At 72.4% G+C, this 16179-nt stretch carries 20 protein-coding genes; 10 read left to right on the forward strand and 10 right to left on the reverse strand.

Translation table 11 applies throughout. The features are described from left to right. Positions 1–370 precede the first annotated feature (370 nt). A complete protein-coding gene (locus tag ACLQ3F_RS20160; RefSeq protein WP_425850759.1) occupies positions 371–826 on the reverse strand; it encodes an ATP-binding protein in 456 nt (151 codons plus the stop codon). A 119-nt stretch (positions 827–945) separates the two neighbouring features. Between ACLQ3F_RS20160 and macS the strand changes: the two genes are divergently transcribed. Both macS and ACLQ3F_RS20170 read left to right on the forward strand, forming a co-directional pair. Then, complete coding sequence (gene macS, locus ACLQ3F_RS20165) at positions 946–2070, forward strand: MacS family sensor histidine kinase (protein ID WP_425850760.1); 1125 nt, start codon at positions 946–948, stop codon at positions 2068–2070. A gap of 23 nt (positions 2071–2093) precedes the next feature. Further along, positions 2094–2747, forward strand: a complete 654-nt coding sequence (locus ACLQ3F_RS20170) for a response regulator (RefSeq protein ID WP_425851039.1) — start codon at positions 2094–2096, stop codon at positions 2745–2747. A 7-nt stretch (positions 2748–2754) separates the two neighbouring features. Here ACLQ3F_RS20170 and ACLQ3F_RS20175 read toward each other — a convergent pair whose 3' ends face one another. From ACLQ3F_RS20175 to ACLQ3F_RS20185, 3 genes are all read right to left on the reverse strand, one after another. Further along, positions 2755–3327, reverse strand: coding sequence for a DUF5709 domain-containing protein (locus tag ACLQ3F_RS20175; protein ID WP_099848385.1), 573 nt, complete (start codon positions 3325–3327; stop codon positions 2755–2757). Positions 3328–3415: 88 nt separating this feature from the next. Further along, positions 3416–4207: an ATP-binding protein gene (locus ACLQ3F_RS20180; protein ID WP_425850762.1), complete on the reverse strand. Its 792-nt coding sequence runs from the start codon at positions 4205–4207 to the stop codon at positions 3416–3418. Beyond that, a complete protein-coding gene (locus ACLQ3F_RS20185) occupies positions 4207–5205 on the reverse strand; it encodes an SDR family oxidoreductase (protein ID WP_425850764.1) in 999 nt (332 codons plus the stop codon). The genes ACLQ3F_RS20180 and ACLQ3F_RS20185 overlap by 1 nt, the downstream gene beginning before the upstream one ends. A gap of 222 nt (positions 5206–5427) precedes the next feature. Between ACLQ3F_RS20185 and ACLQ3F_RS20190 the strand changes: the two genes are divergently transcribed. Then, a complete protein-coding gene (locus tag ACLQ3F_RS20190) occupies positions 5428–6627 on the forward strand; it encodes a glycosyltransferase (protein ID WP_355008166.1) in 1200 nt (399 codons plus the stop codon). Between the two features lie 45 nt (positions 6628–6672). On the opposite strand, the gene ACLQ3F_RS20195 is transcribed toward ACLQ3F_RS20190, so the two are convergent. From ACLQ3F_RS20195 to aroA, 4 genes are read right to left on the reverse strand one after another with little or no spacing between them, the layout of a single operon-like run. Further along, positions 6673–7527: a hypothetical protein gene (locus ACLQ3F_RS20195; RefSeq protein WP_425851040.1), complete on the reverse strand. Its 855-nt coding sequence runs from the start codon at positions 7525–7527 to the stop codon at positions 6673–6675. A 59-nt stretch (positions 7528–7586) separates the two neighbouring features. Beyond that, positions 7587–8405, reverse strand: a complete 819-nt coding sequence (gene hisN, locus ACLQ3F_RS20200; RefSeq protein WP_357202993.1) for a histidinol-phosphatase — start codon at positions 8403–8405, stop codon at positions 7587–7589. 28 nt (positions 8406–8433) lie between these two features. Further along, positions 8434–9510 (reverse strand): ribosome small subunit-dependent GTPase A, encoded by a 1077-nt coding sequence (rsgA, locus tag ACLQ3F_RS20205; RefSeq protein WP_355008164.1) that lies wholly within the window; start codon positions 9508–9510, stop codon positions 8434–8436. A 55-nt stretch (positions 9511–9565) separates the two neighbouring features. Beyond that, positions 9566–10867 carry a 3-phosphoshikimate 1-carboxyvinyltransferase gene (gene aroA, locus ACLQ3F_RS20210; RefSeq protein ID WP_425850768.1) on the reverse strand — a complete coding sequence of 434 codons (1302 nt, stop codon included), beginning with the start codon at positions 10865–10867 and terminating at the stop codon, positions 9566–9568. Between the two features lie 103 nt (positions 10868–10970). Between aroA and ACLQ3F_RS20215 the strand changes: the two genes are divergently transcribed. From ACLQ3F_RS20215 to rsrA, 5 genes are all read left to right on the forward strand, one after another. After that, the gene (locus ACLQ3F_RS20215; RefSeq protein ID WP_425850771.1) at positions 10971–11681 is read left to right on the forward strand and encodes an SOS response-associated peptidase; all 711 of its coding nucleotides are present in this window, start codon (positions 10971–10973) and stop codon (positions 11679–11681) included. 195 nt (positions 11682–11876) lie between these two features. Next, on the forward strand, positions 11877–12269 hold the full coding sequence (locus ACLQ3F_RS20220; protein WP_091406097.1) for a WhiB family transcriptional regulator: 393 nt from the start codon (positions 11877–11879) through the stop codon (positions 12267–12269). 51 nt (positions 12270–12320) lie between these two features. Beyond that, a complete protein-coding gene (locus tag ACLQ3F_RS20225) occupies positions 12321–12938 on the forward strand; it encodes an alpha/beta hydrolase family protein (protein WP_357202983.1) in 618 nt (205 codons plus the stop codon). A gap of 235 nt (positions 12939–13173) precedes the next feature. Further along, positions 13174–13998 carry a sigma-70 family RNA polymerase sigma factor gene (locus ACLQ3F_RS20230; protein WP_112583674.1) on the forward strand — a complete coding sequence of 275 codons (825 nt, stop codon included), beginning with the start codon at positions 13174–13176 and terminating at the stop codon, positions 13996–13998. A 1-nt stretch (position 13999) separates the two neighbouring features. Beyond that, positions 14000–14287 carry a mycothiol system anti-sigma-R factor gene (gene rsrA / locus ACLQ3F_RS20235; protein WP_030336658.1) on the forward strand — a complete coding sequence of 96 codons (288 nt, stop codon included), beginning with the start codon at positions 14000–14002 and terminating at the stop codon, positions 14285–14287. A gap of 133 nt (positions 14288–14420) precedes the next feature. Here the strand turns inward: rsrA and ACLQ3F_RS20240 are convergent, their stop codons facing one another. Continuing rightward, a complete protein-coding gene (locus ACLQ3F_RS20240; protein ID WP_369814844.1) occupies positions 14421–14495 on the reverse strand; it encodes a 50S ribosomal protein bL37 in 75 nt (24 codons plus the stop codon). Positions 14496–14716: 221 nt separating this feature from the next. Here ACLQ3F_RS20240 and ACLQ3F_RS20245 point away from each other — a divergent pair, with 221 nt between their 5' ends. Both ACLQ3F_RS20245 and ACLQ3F_RS20250 read left to right on the forward strand, forming a co-directional pair. Beyond that, positions 14717–14938, forward strand: coding sequence for a biotin/lipoyl-binding carrier protein (locus ACLQ3F_RS20245; protein WP_425851042.1), 222 nt, complete (start codon positions 14717–14719; stop codon positions 14936–14938). After that, positions 14935–15444: a GNAT family N-acetyltransferase gene (locus ACLQ3F_RS20250; RefSeq protein ID WP_357202775.1), complete on the forward strand. Its 510-nt coding sequence runs from the start codon at positions 14935–14937 to the stop codon at positions 15442–15444. The genes ACLQ3F_RS20245 and ACLQ3F_RS20250 overlap by 4 nt, the downstream gene beginning before the upstream one ends. Positions 15445–15522: 78 nt before the next feature. Here ACLQ3F_RS20250 and ACLQ3F_RS20255 read toward each other — a convergent pair whose 3' ends face one another. Further along, positions 15523–16101 (reverse strand): TetR/AcrR family transcriptional regulator, encoded by a 579-nt coding sequence (locus ACLQ3F_RS20255; protein ID WP_355008158.1) that lies wholly within the window; start codon positions 16099–16101, stop codon positions 15523–15525. Between the last annotated feature and the right edge of the window lie 78 nt (positions 16102–16179).

Genomic DNA, 16179 nt, shown 5'->3' on the forward strand with positions numbered 1-16179 from the left:
CCAAGCAATCATCGACGCCGAACCTAGCGGCAACCAGCCGAACCGATCACCACGTACATAGAAGCGTCTTGCAGTTTCGGTTGTCGAGAAGCGTGGAATGCCACGGATGTCGGGACAGTAAGTGCAAGATCGCGGCCAGACCCGGTGGATCATGGAGTTATGGTGCCTGGTTTGGCGTCATTCGAGGGCTTTGTCCCCCACCACAACTCCATGATCGACGGAGCGGGCCGGGGCAGGAGCGGGCCGGGGCAGGGCGGGGCGGGCCGGAGCGGGCCGGGGCAGGAGCGGGCCGGGGCAGGGCGGGGCGGGCCGGGGCAGGGCGGGGCGGGGTGAGGCCGGGGCGGTCGGGCCGGGGGTGGGGCGGGTCGGGTTAGTGCGGGGTGTGGTTGTGACTGGTTAGGCCGGTGGTTATGCGGACGGTGGTGCCGGCGGTGCCGGTGACCACCTCCATCGCGTCGGTCAGCTCGCGGGCCAGCCACAGGCCCCAGCCGCCGGCGGTGTCCGGGGCGGGCCGACTGCGGTCGCCCAGTCGTTGTGGGCTGATCCCGTGCCCGTGATCGGCGACCTCGCAGACCAGCGCACCCGACTCGTGCCAGAGTCGCAGCCAGCCGCGCCCGCCGCCGTGCCGCACCGCGTTGGTGATCAATTCGTTGATCGCGAGCACGAAGTCGTCCAGCCGTTGGCCCCTGAGGCCGGAGGCATGCGCGCAGGAGGTGACCGAGTGTCGAATCTCGGTCACCTGGGCCTGGTCAAAGGCTTCGGCGATCAGGAGGGCAGGTTCGATGGGCACAACCGTACGCGGTGCGTGCGGATCTGCGTTTGTCATGGGCCCGTCCCGGCGGCACATCTCGGAGTAATTCGCGGCTTTTCCACCGTACGTCAGGGTTTCCTGAACCGCACTCGCTGCTCGCCGTGTGCCGGCCCGGTTGTGGCATCCTGACCGCCATGCCGTCGCCGCCGGGTGGGTTCGAGGTGCCGCTGTGGCGTGCGCTCACCGTGTTCAGACTGGCCTCCCTGGCGTACGTCTGCGTGCTCGCGGTGCGCGACGCCGACCGGTACGCCCACCCGTACGCCGTCGGTGCCCTGATCATTTTGATGATCGCCTGGACCGGCGCGACAGCGGTCGGGTACGCCCGGCCGGCCTGGCGGCGCTGGCCGCTGCTGCTGGCCGACCTCGGGGTGGTGGTGGCCATCGTGCTGGCCACCCCGTGGGTGGTGGGCCGGACGGCGCTCGCCCACGGCGTACCCACCCTGGGGGTGGCCTGGATGGCCGGCCCGGTGCTGGCCTGGGCCGTCTCCGGTGGCCGGCGGCGGGGCACCGTCGCCGCGCTGCTGGTCGCCGGCGCGGACCTGGCCACCCGGGAGCGCATCGGTCAGTCCTCGTTCACCGGGGTGATCCTGATGCTGCTCGCCGGGGTGGTGGTCGGGCACGTGGCCCGGCTCGCGGTGAGCGCCGAGGAGCGGTTGCAGCGCGCGGTGGAGCTGGAGGCCGCCACCCGGGAGCGGGAGCGGCTGGCCCGGGACATTCACGACTCGGTGCTCCAGGTGCTGGCGCTGGTGCAGCGGCGCGGCGCCGACCTGCCCGGGGAGGCCGGCGAACTGGCCCGACTGGCCGGTGAGCAGGAGGTTGCTCTGCGGGCGCTGATCGCCGGGGCCGGCCCGGCCGCCGCGAGCCTCCCGGACGGCGGCGAGGCGGTGGACCTGCGGACCATGCTCGGCCGGTACGCCTCGGCGGCGGTGGCGCTCTCCGCCCCGGCCAGCCCGGTGCCGCTGCCCCGACGGGTGGCCGCGGAGTTGGCCGCCGCGACCGGCGCGGCCCTGGACAACGTGGGGCGGCACGCCGGCGGGCGGGCCTGGGTGTTGATCGAGGACGAGGGGGCGACGGTGACCGTGTCGATCCGCGACGAGGGGCCGGGCATTCCGGATGGCCGGCTGGACGAGGCGGCCGCCCAGGGTCGGCTCGGCGTGACCCAGTCGATCCGGGGACGGGTGGTCGACGTGGGCGGCACCGTGCGGATCGTGTCCGCCCCCGAGGCGGGCACCGAGATCGAGCTGAGCGTGCCGAGGTGACGGCGGCGAACCCGGTCCGGGTGATGGTGGTGGACGACCATCCGATGTGGCGGGAGGGCGTGGCCCGCGACCTGACCGAGGCCGGTTTCCTGGTGGTGGCGACCAGCGGCGAGGGACGACAGGCCATCCGCGTGGCCGCCGCCGCCCGGCCCGACGTCGTCGTCCTCGACCTGCAACTACCCGACATCTCCGGCGTCGAGGTGATCCTGGGGTTGCGCGCGGCGCTGCCCGCCGTACGGGTGCTGATGCTCAGCGCCAGCGGCGAACAGCAGAGCGTGCTGGACGCCGTGAAGGCCGGGGCCACCGGTTATCTGGTGAAGTCGACAGCGCCCGCCGAGTTCCTGGAGGCGGTGCACCGCACCGCGGCCGGCGACGCGGTCTTCACTCCGGGCCTGGCCGGGCTGGTGCTCGGCGAGTACCGCCGGCTGGCCGCCGGACCGGGGCGGGGGCCCGGCCCGGCCGGCGTTGCCGAACCCGCGACGCCCCAGCTCACCGAACGGGAGACGGAGGTGCTGCGGCTGGTGGCGAAGGGGATGTCGTACAAGCAGATCGCCCAGCGGCTCGGCCTGTCGCACCGCACCGTGCAGAACCACGTGCAGAACACCCTGGGCAAGCTGCAACTGCACAACCGGGTCGAGCTGACCCGGTACGCCATCGAACGCGGTCTGGACGACTGAGCGGACGTCAGACCGAGCGGGGCGGCTCCGTCTCGTGGATGGCCAGCTCCTCGGCGGTGGCCCCGCCCCCGGCCGATCCGGCGTCGTACGCCACCGAGTCGGTTTCCTGGTCGGTGTGCGCCCCCTCGTCGGGTTCCACCAGCCGGCCCACCGTGGCGTCGGCAACGGTGCCGAGCTGACCGTGGTCGTAGAGGGAGACCGGTGAGTTCGGGTCCGAGGTCGGCCCGGGATCCATCACGTCGGCGTCCAGCTGAGCCTCCGCCGCGGCTTCCAGGTTGTCCGCCTCGAAGGCGATCTTCGGGTCGATGGTGCCGGCCAGCGGGTCGTCCGCCGGGCGCTCGTAGACCTCGCGGTCGAGCTTGTAGTCCAACGACTCACCGTCGAGCTGCTCCTCGGCGGTCGTGCCGAACCGGTCCACCGCCACCGGCGTCCGGTCGCCGGGGAGTTGGGCCGGGTCCGGGCCGTCCGCCTCGCGCCCGGTGAGGACGTCGTCGTTGGCGGTCGAGTCGTCATCGGCGGTGTCGGGCAGCCCTTGCGCCTCGGTGTCGGACACGGGGGTCGGGTACTCGTTGTCGCGCATGTCTGATCACTACCCGCTGCCCTGCCGCCGTAACCGGGCGGCAGTCGACGGTACGGCGCCGAATCGGGCGCCGACGGCGAAAGCCCCGTCAGGCGGCCTCGTCGTCGGGGTGCAGCACACACCAGACGACCTTGCCGTCCGGTACGGCAGTGCTGCCCCAGCGGCGGGTCACCGTGTCGATCAGCAGCAGTCCCCGACCGCCGGCCCGGTCTGGTGGGGACATCCCGGCGAACGTCGGCTGACGCGCGGAGTGGTCGCGAACCGCCAGGTGCAGGGTGGTCTCCCGGGGCGCCAGCCGAACCGTCATCGGGGTCCGGGCGTGCGCCACCACGTTGTTGACCATCTCGGTGATCGCGATGCACGCCGGGTCGGTGAGCGTCGGCATGCCCCAGCGCTCGCAACCGGTGCTGACCAACTCGCGTGCCTGCCTGGCGGCTCCCACCGCCGGAATTAGCTCGGCGCTGAGGACCGCCGCCAGTGGTGTCGCCGCCACAGCGGCCAGGGCCCCGTCGAGCGTCGGCCAGGCCGGCACACCGTCGAGCGCGGCGTCCGGGTGGGCGGGCCCGTCGACCGCCGGATCACACAGCAGCAGATCCGCGGCGGGCCAGTCGGCGACCTCCCGGCGGACCTCGGCGAAGACGCTCCGCCCGGCCGGGTCGACGACCCGCAGACCGGTGACGTCGGCCACCACCGGGCCGGGCCGGTCGGCCAGGCGGGCGAGCAGCGCGCCGCGTACCTCCTCGGCGCTGGCGGCCTCGAGCACACCGGTCAGCCGGACCACCGCTGACGAGTCGTCGATTTCCACGAGACAGCTCGACATGATCGCCCCATTGTGCGCGCCGGTGACGGTCAGCGCATTCGGGCGCTCGACATCCGCCATCAGCGGTCCGACCGGGAACGGCGGTTGATGGCCGCCAGGGTGCCGACAGCGGTGCCGGCGGCGGCCAGACCGAACGCGGCGGTCATCCGCGCCAACTGTCGCCGCCGACCGTGCCAGCCACCGTCCTGGCGCGCCTGAGCATCGGGGTGGAACACGTTGCCGCTGCTGTCCACCCGGGCGCCCGGGCCGAACTGGGTCCGGTGGGCGTACCAGCCGAGGGTGCGCTCGACCAGCGCGGGCGCCAGCCGCCACTGGAGGCCGATCAGCCGGGCGGCGCCGCCGGCGTACGCCTCGCGGCGAGGCCGGCGCAGCAGCCGGACGATGGTCTCGGCCACCACCTCCGGCGGGTAGATCGGAGGAGGTGGCACCAGCTCCCGGCCGCTGTGGTTGCCGGTGTGCCGGAAGAACGGGGTGTCGATCGTGGCCGGCAGCACGGTGCAGACGGAGACGTGACCGCGACCGGTGACCCGCAGCTCCTGTCGGACGGTGTCGGCCAGCCCACGGATGCCGTGCTTGGTGGCGTTGTACGCCGACTGGTACGGCATTGCCACCTCGGCCAGCACCGAGGCGTTGTTGACCAGCACACCGCCGCCGGCGGCACCCAGGTAGGGCAGGGCCGCCTTGATGCCGTGCACCGTCCCGAGCAGGTTGACCTCCAGCACCCGGCGGAACTCGGCGACCGGGATCTCGTCGAACAGCCCCACCGCGCTCACCGCGGCGTTGTTCACCCAGGCGTCGATCCGGCCGAACTCGGCCGCCGCCTGGTCGGCCAGCCGCCGCACCGACTCCAACTCGGTGACGTCGGTCGGTACGACCAGCGCCCGGCCGCCCAACTCCCGGCAGCGCTGCGCGACCTGTAGCAGGGCCGGCTCGCTGCGGGCGGCCAGCACGACGGCGGCACCACGGCGGGCCAGCGCGTACGCGGTCGCCGTGCCGATCCCGCTGGACGCACCGGTGATCACCACTGTCGAATCGGCGAGACTGCGGGTCAGCGGCATTTCTGAGCGGTACCCCCGGCCGGGCCTGGTCACACCGACGACGGCTTGTCGATCATCGTCGAAGTGCTGTCGCGTGTCGCGTGTGCTTGCCGTGGCGCAAGTGTCGGTGGCACTCGCGGGGACTCTTCCTGATCTGCCAGGTTTCGGCTCAGCGTCGCGGGGTTAATGGGACGCTCTGACCGGGAGGACCACCGCCGAGGAAAGATCGCAGGGAGGTGACCCATGCGCGTCGGCCTCGTCTGCGCGCACGCCAGTTCCTACCGCCACGCCGACGGCCCGCCGGTAGGCACCCGACAGCACACCGCGAGGGTCGCCGCCGAGCTGGCCGAACGAGGCCATGACGTCCGGCTCTACGTGCGCCGGGACGACCCGACGCTGCCGGCGACGATGAACGTCGACGGCTACCAGGTGCACCAGGTGCCCGCCGGCCCGCCCACCCCACTGCCCACCGCCGAGCTGATCCCGTACGTGACGGAGGTCGGCCGCTGGCTGGCCGACGAGTGGTCGGGGTCCTGGCGGCCCGAGGTGGTGCACGGGCACTACTGGGTCGGTGGCCTGGCCGCCGCGCACGCCGTCCGGGAGACCGACATTCCGGTGGTGCAGACGTTCCACTCGCTCGGCATCGAGCAGCTGCGTCACCTGGGTGGTCACTACGACGGGCCGGGCCAGCGGATCACGCTGGAGCGCGCGTTGACCCGCGCCGTCGACATCGCCGTGGCCCAGTCCAACGACGAGGTCGACGAGCTGACCCGGATGGGTCTGCAACGCAGCTCGGTCGCGTTGGTGCCGGCCGGCGTCGACATCGACCTGTTCCATCCCGACGGCGAGGCGGCCCCGCGCGAACAGCGGTCCCGGATCCTCTCGGTGGGCTCGCTGGCCGCCGGGCACGGCCAGGAGGACCTGATCCGGGCGATGCGCCTGGTCGGTGACGCCGAGCTGGTGATCGCCGGCGGGCCGCCGGCCGACCAGTTGGTCAACCACGCCGAGGCGCGACGGCTGCGCGAGTTGGCCGAACAGCTCGGCGTCGTCGACCAGGTACGGCTCGTCGGGGCGGTGCCGCACGACCAGATGGCCACCTGGTACCGGTCGGCGGACGTGGTCGCCTGCACGCCGCACTACTCCTCGGCCGGACGGGTCTCGCTGGAGGCAATGGCCTGCGGTGTGCCGGTGATCGGCTACGCGATGGGCGGTCTGGCGGACGCCGTCGTCGACGAGGTCACCGGCCGCCTGGTGCCCCCCGGTGACGTGCGGGCACTCGGAGTGTCGCTGCGCCGGCTGCTCGGCGACAACGCCGGTCGGTTCGCGTACGGGCACGCCGCTGTGGACCGGGTGCGCAGCAGCTACACCTGGGAGCGAACCGCCGGTGCGCTGGAGCGTCTCTACGAACGGGTGGTGAGCCGGCGCAAGCCGGTCGAGGCGTGAGTCGGCGGAGCTGCGGGACCTCAACCGTGGTGCGGTGCCGGACGGTCAGCCCGGCTGGCCGGCACCGACCATGGCGGGGTCCCGACGGCGTGTCACCGAACGGTGCTGCTGCGGTTCGGCGTACCGGGTCAGGCCGATGACCGCGGCCAGGGTCACCAGGAAGCCGACCGCGGCCAGCCACTCCCGCCCCGGCCAGATCTTGTCGTTGAGCAGCAGCAGGCCGACGATCGCGGCCGGCACCGCGCCGGCGGCGTCCATCGCGGCGACCGCGGCGGTCGTCGAACCGCGCTGCATGGCCAGACCGAGCAGCAGCTGACCCACTATCGAGTGGGCGATCAGCAGGTAGAACAGCGGGTCGGCGAGGAACGCCTCGGCGGACGGCGCGGATGCCAGTGGCCGGGCGGCGACAGCGGCCGAGCTGAACGCCAGCCCGGCCAGTGAGCCGAGGGCCACCGAACCCGGCGCCCCGTGCAGCCGGACGGCGAAGAACCCGAGCACCGCTATCACGCCCAGCGCCACCAGCAGGGCGATCGAGCCGGCGGTGCCGAGCTGCTTCGACGGCGCCGGCCGGGCGGACAACACCAGCGCGGTGATCCCCGCGAAGAGCAGCGCCAGCAGCACCACCTCCGCCGCCGGCAGCCGCCACTTCAACACCAGCACCCCGAGGATGGCGGTCACCCCGAGCCCGGCGGCCACGCTGGCCTGCACGAGGAACAGCGGCAGGTCCCGCCGGGCCAGGAAGGCGAGCACGAAACCGGCGATCTGACAGCCGAGACCGACCAGGTACGTCCGGTGCCCGGCGAGGCGCAGAAGCAGGCTCGGATCGAAGGTGTGGTGGACGGTGGTGCGGGCCGCCGCCACCGACTGGAGCAGATTGGCGAAGCCGTACGCGACGATCATCGCCGCGAGGAAGCACCAACCGGAGGAGACCACCTGGCGAGGATAGAGGTTGCCGGGGGTCAGCGCTCGGCTGGTCGGTTGAGGCGCACGAGGATGTCGGCGTGCAGCACACCGTTGGTGGCGACCACGCTGCTGTCGGTGCCCGGAGCGCCGGCGGGAGCCGGTTGTCCGGCCAGATCCGTGACCGTGCCACCCGCCTCCGTGACGATCGGCACCAGCGCCGCCACGTCCCACAGTGACAACTCCGGCTCGACCATCACGTCCAGTGCCCCCTCGGCCAACAGCATGTAGCCGTAGAAGTCGCCGTACGCCCGGTTGCGCCAGCTGTCCCGCATCAGGTCGAGCACCGCGTCGAGCCGCCCGGCTTCCTCCCACCCGTTCAACGACGAGTAGCAGAAGCTGGCATCCGCCACCCCGCGCACCGCGGACACGCCGATCCGCTCACCGGCCGTGGGGCCCGGCCCGGCGTACGCGCCCGCGCCCGCGCTGGCCCACCAACGTCGTCCGAGCGCTGGTGCGGACACCACGCCGACCGCCGGCCGGTCGCCGTCGTAGAGCGCGATCAGGGTGGCCCAGATCGGCACGCCACGGACGAAGTTCTTGGTGCCGTCGATCGGGTCGATGATCCACCGGCGGCCGTTCGGGTCGGCGGACGGCTGCGCGCCGAACTCCTCACCGAGCAGCCCGTCGGCCGGTCGCTGCTCGGCCAGCAGGGCGCGGATCTCCCGCTCCACAGCGGTGTCCGCGTCGGAGACCGGGGTCAGGTCGGGCTTCGCCTCGACGCGCAGGTCGAGCGCACGAAACCGGGCCGTGGAGATGGCGTCGGCCCGGTCGGCGAGCAGGTGGGCGAGGGCGAGGTCGTCGGCGTACCCGGTCATGCCGGCAACCTAGCCCACGCCCGTCGCGTCACTCGTCGGGGCCGCGCCGGTCATCCTCGCCGGGGCCGCGCTGGTCGCTGTCGCCGCGCGAGTCGCCCTCGCCGGCCCGGGAGGCGAGCAACCGACGGTACGAGGCCAGCCGGCGCGGGTCGGCCTTACCGGCGGCCACCCAGGCGTCCAGCCCACACTCGGCCTCGTCGGCCGTGTGGGGGCAGTTCGGTGGGCAGTCGACGGTGCCCTCGACCAGGTCCGGAAAGCCGTGCAGCAGGCTGTCGGCCGAGACGTGCGCCAACCCGAAGCTGCGGATCCCGGGCGTGTCGATGATCCAACCCGGGTCGGTGTCGATCCCGGGCACCGGTGGCAACCGCAGCGCCACCGCGCTGGTCGAGGTGTGCCGGCCCCGGCCGATCGCGCTGACCACGCCGACCGCCCGCAGCGCGTCCGGAACGAGGCGGTTGACCAGCGTCGACTTGCCCACGCCGGAGTGCCCGACCAGCACCGACACCTTGCCGCTGAGCAGCGCGCGGAGCGCGTCGAGGTCAGAGTCGGGGCGGTTGAGCACGTACGGCAGCTCCAGCTCGGTGTAGTAGCCGAGCACCTCCTCCGGCCCGGCCAGGTCGGCCTTCGTGAGGCAGAGCAAGGGCTCGACGTCCGCGTCGTACGCAGCCACCAGGCAGCGGTCGATGAACCCGGTGCGCGGCGGTGGGTCGGCCAACGCGCTCACGATCACCAACTGGTCCGCGTTGGCCACCACGACCCGTTCCAGCCGACCCTCGGCGGTGGTCTCGTCGTCGTCGGCGGTGCGTCGCAGCACCGAGCGACGTTCGGCGATCCGGACGATGCGGGCGAGCGCGCCCTCCGCGCCGGACGTGTCGCCGACCAGGCTGACCCGGTCACCGACCACCACCGACTTGCGGCCCAACTCGCGGGCCCGCATCGCTGTGACAGTGGGCAGCTCGGCGCCGACCACGCCGCGTTCGGCCCCGGAGAGCACACAGGTGTAGCGCCCTCTGTCGACGGCGATGACGAACCCGTCGACCGCGTCGGCGTGCTGCGGGCGGGTGCGCGTACGTGGGCGCGACGACTTTCCGGGCCGGACCCGCACGTCGTCCTCGTCGTACTCCCGCCGTTTGGTCGCCAGGACCTGTCCTCTTCTCGCGTCAGCTCTTGCCGGTCACCATCGCTGACCATAGTGCCGGGAACTCGGGCATGGTCTTGGAGGTACACCCCACGTCGTCCACCTCGATGCCCGGAACGGCGAGCCCGGCCACCGCGGCGGCGTGCGCCATGCGGTGATCGTGGTAGGTGCGGAAGACGCCGCCGCGCAGCGGTCGGGGCCGGATCTCCAACCCGTCAGGTGTTTCGGTGATGTCCGCTCCGAGCCCGCCGAACTCGCGCGCGAGCGCGGCGAGCCGGTCGGTCTCGTGGCCGCGGATGTGCCCGACGCCGGTGAAGACCGACGGCGAGTCGGCCAGCATGGCCAGCGCGGTCAGCACGAGGGTCAGCTCGCCGACGTCGGAGAGGTCGGCGGTCAGACCGTGCACCACGCCGGTGCCACGGACGGTCAGCCCGTTGGTGGAGAGGGTGACCTCGCCGCCCATCCGCTGCAGCAGCGAGCGGAGTTTCTCGACCGGCTGCGCGCTGCTGTGCGGCCAGCCTTGCAAGGTGACCTCGCCGCCGGTGACCAGTGCGGCGGCGAAGAACGGCACGGCGCCGGAGAGGTCCGGTTCGATGTCCCAGCCGCGTCCGGTGAGTGGGCCGGGCTCGACGGCCCAGACATCGGGGGTGCTGTCGTCGACCGCCGCGCCGGCGGCCCGCAGCATCTGCACCGTCATCCGAAGATGCGGCGCGGAGGGCACCGGCAGCCCGACGTGGCGGACCACGACGCCCCGGTCGAAGCGCGGGGCTGCCAGCAACAGCCCGGAGACGAGTTGGCTGGATGCGGACGCGTCGATCACGACCTCGCCGCCGGTGACCCGGCCGGTGCCGAGCACTGTCAGCGGCAGGCTGCCCGTGCCGGTGACGTCGATCCGGACGCCCAGTGAGCGCAGCGCGTCGACCAGCGGGCCGAGTGGGCGGGTGCGTACGTACGGGTCACCGTCGAAGGTGACCTGCCCGTCGGCAAGGCCCGCCACCGGTGGCACGAACCGCATCACGGTGCCGGCCAGCCCGACGTCGACGTGGGCGGGGCCGGCCAGCGGGTGCGGTCGGACCAGCCAGCGCTCGTCGTCGCTGATCGAGACGTGCGCGCCCATCGCCCGCAGGCCCGCGGCCATCAACTCGGTGTCACGGGCGCGCAGTGGACGGGCCAGCGTCGACGGGCCGGCGGCCAGCGCGCTGAGCACCAGGGCCCGGGCAGTCATCGATTTGGAACCGGGCAGGCGCAGCGTCGCCGCCACCGGGTCGGATGCGGTCGGTGCGGTCCACGGCTGCGGCGGCCGGGTCGCGGTCAGGTTGCCCACCGTTACATTCTGCCGTGTCGGCGGGCGGGCGGCGGTACCCGGCGTTCGTACTCCCGGTTGGCGGGACAGCCGACAGGGCCTCCGACGCGTTAGCGTGTGCCCCATGTGCGGCAGGTACGCGACGACCCGGAGCTCCGGCGAGCTGAGCGCGCTGTTCGAGTCCTCCGACGACTCCAACGGCCTGGTTCGGGCGGACCACAACGTCGCGCCGACCGACCCGGTGCCGCTGGTCCGGGTCAGCCCGGAGGGGCACCGCAGCCTCTGCGTCGGCCGCTGGGGTCTGCTGCCGCACTGGTCCCGGTCCCCGTCGGGAGCCGCCCGGATGATCAACGCGCGGGCGGAGACGGTGGCCACCAGCCGGGCGTACGCCGGTTCCTTCTCCCGTCGCCGTTGCCTGGTCCCGGCCGACGGCTGGTACGAGTGGGTCCGGCTGCCCGACGGCGGACGACAGGCGTACTTCATGACCCCCCGGGACGGCTCGGTGCTCGCGCTGGCCGGCATCTGGTCGGTCTGGGAGTCCGACGCCGAGACCCGGCTCACCTTCAGCGTGCTGACCACCATGGCGCTCGGCGACCTGGCCGAGGTGCACGACCGGATGCCGGTGCTGCTGCCGCCTGAGCGGTGGTCGTCGTGGCTCGCGCCGACCGAGGAGCCGGGGCGGCTGCTCACCGAGGCGTCGGCGGAGCAGTTGGCGGGGTTGGAGATCCGGCCGGTGGGTGCGGCGGTGGGGGACGTTCGTAACGACGGGCCGCAGCTGACCGCGCGGGTGGCGGTGGCGCCGACGGTGTCACCGCAGGAACTGACCCTGTTCTGACGCTGCGGCGCATAGTCGGCCGCCGATTTGCCAGGGTTCGCGCGATTCGTCTCCTGGCTGTTCAGTCATGTTCCCGGCAGACCCTTGTCCCGAGGTTGCTAAGTGCGATAGAACACAGCGCCGGTAGTGGCTGTCGGTCCGCACGGGGCGGACGACGTCCACAGCTTTTGCCGGTCCCACGGGGGAGGTGGGCGGATGACACGGGCACGTATGCCGCGCCCGCACGAGGTGGCAGCGGCGCGGCGAGATCCGCGACTGCTGCGGGCCGTGCGAGAACGGCGACAGGACGACGCGTGGCGCACCAGAGGAACCTGCCAGAGCGTCGATCCAGAGACATTCTTTCCGGCACCGAACGAGCCGGCGGACGCCGCCGTCGCGCTGTGTCGCAGTTGTGATGTGCAGGGGTCCTGCCTGGCGTGGGCCCTCGACGTCGGTGACTGCCACGGCGTGTGGGGCGGCACCACGCCGCGGGAACGACGGGCGATGCTGGTCGCCTGGCGCGGCGAGGTCGAACCTGATCCGGACGCCATCGACGACGCCGGCCCGCCGGTGCGCGATCGCCTGCTCGCCCTGGTCCCGCTGAGCTGATCGGCGGCCCGGTTCGCACCCGACACCCGTCCGGCGGCGCAGAATAGGTCGGTGCCAGCCAGCAACGAGATCGACACCCCGCGCGGCCCGGCGTGGATCGACACCGACCTGCCGGTCCGCCCGGCCACCGCCCTGCTCGTCCTCGGGCACGGCGCGGGCGGCAGCGTCGACGCACCCGACCTGCTCGCGGTCCGGGACGCGTCGGTGGCGGCCGGCCTGGCCGTGGTCCGGGTGACGCAGCCGTACCGGGTCGCCGGTCGACGTGCGCCGGCACCGGCAGGTCACCTCGACGAGGCCTGGACGGCGGTGCTCGCCGAGCTGCGCGCCCGGCACGCCGACGTGCCGACGGTGGTGGTCGGTGGGCGTTCCAGCGGCGCACGGGTGGCCTGTCGGACGGCCCGTGCGGTGGGCGCGGTGGGCGTGGTCGCACTGGCCTTTCCACTGCACCCGCCCGGCCGGCCGGAACGCTCGCGCGCCGACGAGTTGGGCACCGGCCTGCCGACGTTGGTCGTCAACGGCGACCGGGATCCGTTCGGGACGCCGGAGCCGGGACCGGCCGTGCAGGTGGTGAGTCGTCCCGGTGAGACGCACGACCTGCGCCGCGATCCGGCCGGCACCGCCGCCGTCGTACGCGACTGGCTGTCCGCCCAGGGCTGGGCGGCCGGCTGACCCGTCGTGCCCGGCTCGCCGGGTCGACCGTTTCCGGCGCGGGCACGGGTCGTTGCATCCGTTGGTGCCGCCGGCCCGAGCAGGGCCGGTGACACCAGTCCTCCCAGGCCCTTCCTGGTCCCAGCGCCGGCCGCCGTCGGGGCCGGGACCAGGAACGGGGAGGGGCGGCCGGAATGCCCCAGTGGTCATCTCGCGTTACTACCCCCGGACGACTTTTCTGCGAGGGGGGTGACCGGTGCCAACCGAGACACGAAGCCTGGAACGGGACGAGCGGGACGCCCGGCAGCTGAAGCGGCTGCTGGACGGCCCGGAATGGCCCGCGACAGCGGGACCGGGCGGGGTGGGTGCGGTGAGCACGGGCACACCGGCCGGAAGTGAATCTGCGGGCAGGTCCGTGCGCGTATCCTCGGCGGGAAAGCATCCGACGCGAGGGGATGTGCGGTTGACCACCGAGAAGACGGACGAGCGCAGGGCCCGATTCGAGCGGGACGCGATGCCATTCGTCGATCAGCTCTACGCTGCTGGGCTGCGGATGACACGCAACCCGGCGGATGCCGAGGACCTGGTCCAGGAGACGTACCTGAAGGCGTACGCGGCCTTCCACCAGTTCGAGCAGGGCACGAACCTCAAGGCCTGGCTCTACCGGATCCTGACCAACACCTACATCAACTCCTACCGCAAGCGGCAGCGTCAGCCGATCCAGGCGCCCACCGAGGAGATCACCGACTGGCAGCTCGCCGAGGCCGAGTCGCACACCTCCAGCGGGTTGCGCTCGGCCGAGACCGAGGCACTGGACCGGCTGCCGGACAGTGACGTCAAGGAGGCCCTCCAGCAGTTGCCGGAGGAGTTCCGCCTGGCCGTCTATCTCACCGATGTCGAGGGCTTCTCCTACAAGGAGGTCGCGGACATCATGGGCACGCCGATCGGCACCGTGATGTCGCGTCTGCACCGGGGCCGTCGTAATCTGCGCAAGCTGCTCGAGCGTTACGCGGGCGAGCGGGGCTTCAGTGCGGCCCGCTCGGCGAAGGGCTCGACCGCCGCTGCCGGCCGGGAGGTGTGACGTGAGCTGTGGGGAGCCGCACGAGACGGACTGCCGCGAAGTGCTCGCGGAGGTGTATCTCTACCTGGATCTGGAGTGCGCCGACGAGCGTCGCTCGCTGATCCGGCACCACCTGGACGAGTGCGGGCCCTGCCTGCGCGAGTACGGGCTGGAGCAGGAGGTGCGGGCGCTGGTGGCGCGTTGCTGTGGCAACGAGACCGCGCCGGATGAGCTGCGTGAGCGGCTGCGGGTCAAGCTCACCGAGCTGGTGGTCTTCGAGACCAGCGACTCCCGTGAGCTGGCCGACTGATCGTCTGAGGAGGCCGACCGAGCGTCGGCACCAGCTGGCAAGACCGGTGGCCCGGGTCGATGTCGACCCGGGCCACCGGTGTACCCGGCCTCGGCCGGCTGAGCGACGACGGGCAGTTGGCCCGCCGACCCGTTCAGGAGTTGGGACGCTTGCCGTGGTTCGCGGCGCTCTTCTTACGAGCCTTCTTCTTCCTGGACTTCTTCGCCATGCTGACCTCCTCGTGATGGGTCGGATCCGTCCTGCGCACGACCTCGGCGCGGATGCGGCCACCGGCGGTCCGGCGTCGGGTCCGACCCGCTGATGGTAGTGCGGTCGACACCCGCCGCCTTCCCCAGGGCGGGCCTGTCATCCCGGCTGCACCGCTGCCCGCCCACCGCCGGTCGACGCATGATTGGATACATCGGCAGGCACGTCGCGAAGAGGGAGGGCCTGGACATGGCCGAGGAGATCCGCGCCGAGATGGTGGCCAACGTCTGGAAGGTCGTCGCCACGGCGGGTGACACGGTGACCGAGGGCGACACCCTGGTGATCCTCGAGTCGATGAAGATGGAGATCCCGGTCGTCGCCGAGTCCGAGGGTGTGCTCCAGCAGCTCGTCGTCAACGAGGGCGACGTCGTGCAGGACGGTGACCTGATCGCCGTGATCGCTTGACCGGGCTGCGCGTCCGTTCGGCCGAGTCGGTCGACTTCCCTGCGGTGGCCCGGCTGACAGTTGCCGCGTACGAGGCGGACGGCCAGCTCAAGGGCGAACACGGGTACGGCGAGGTGCTGGCCGACGTGTCGACCCGGGCGGCCAGCGGCGAGGTGCTGGTCGCTGTCGACGAGGTGACCGGGGCGGTGCTCGGCTCGGTCACGTTCGTGCTGCCGGGCAGCCCGTTCGCCGAGCTGGCCGGGCCGGGCGAGGCCGAGTTCCGGATGCTCGCTGTCGACCCGGGCGCTCAGGGGCGGGGTGTGGGTGCCGCACTGGTCGAGGCGTGTGTCGACCGGGCGACCGAGTTGGGTTGCACGGCGGTGGCGATCTGCGTCCGGGCGGGGATGGCCGATTCGGCGCACCGGCTCTACTCGCGGCGCGGTTTCGTCCGTTCGCCGGAGAAGGACTGGTCACCTTTGCCGGGTGTGGACCTGCTCGGCCTCCGGCTGGAGCTGACGCGCGGCTGAGCCGGCGACCGGCGGGCTCAGGTCGGCCGGCCGGCGGACCACCGACGGGCCGGACCGGCCACATCGATCACGAGATGGTCAGGCGTCAGGTTGCGTGCCGATGGCGGCCAGCAGTTCGTCGGCCACCTCCAGGGCGAGCTTGCGGCGTTCGTCGTCGCTGATGTGCGGCGCGCGGACCGCGAACCAGCTGGTGTGCACCGCGAACAGGGACAGCGCGGCGCGTAGCTGGGCGGCGGGGGAGTCGTCGCCCCGGCAGAGCGCTTCGGCCAGCTCCATCATCCGGCCGCGCATCTTCTGGCCGGAGGAGAGGCTCTTGAGCGCGGTCTGGTTCTGCTCGAAGAAGCGCATCACCGACGGCTGAGTGCCGTCGAACATCGTGTCGGCGTAGCGGGAGATCAGTTCGCGCCGGGTGGCCAGGGTCGCGGGCTGGGTGGCGGCCCAGGCGGTCAGCGCGTCCATCCGCTCCAGCCGGTCCTCGACGAAGCTGGCGACGATGTCGTCCTTGCTCTTGAAGTGGTAGTAGAGCGCGGCCTTGGTGACGTTGAGACGCTCGGCGATCTCCCGGAGCGAGGTCTTCTCGTACCCCTGCTCGGTGAAGAGTTCAAGCGCGACGGCCTTGATCCGTTCCCGCGTTCCGCCGCCTGTGCTCTCGCTCACCCACGCCCCCCAAATGGCTTGACCGTTCCTCGTACCCAACTTACCGTGCGGCTAGTAAGGTGACTAGCCGGGCGGCAA

Origin of the sequence: Micromonospora sp. DT15, from assembly GCF_049841475.1 — a bacterium.
In the GTDB taxonomy this organism is placed as follows: Bacteria; Actinomycetota; Actinomycetes; order Mycobacteriales; family Micromonosporaceae; genus Micromonospora.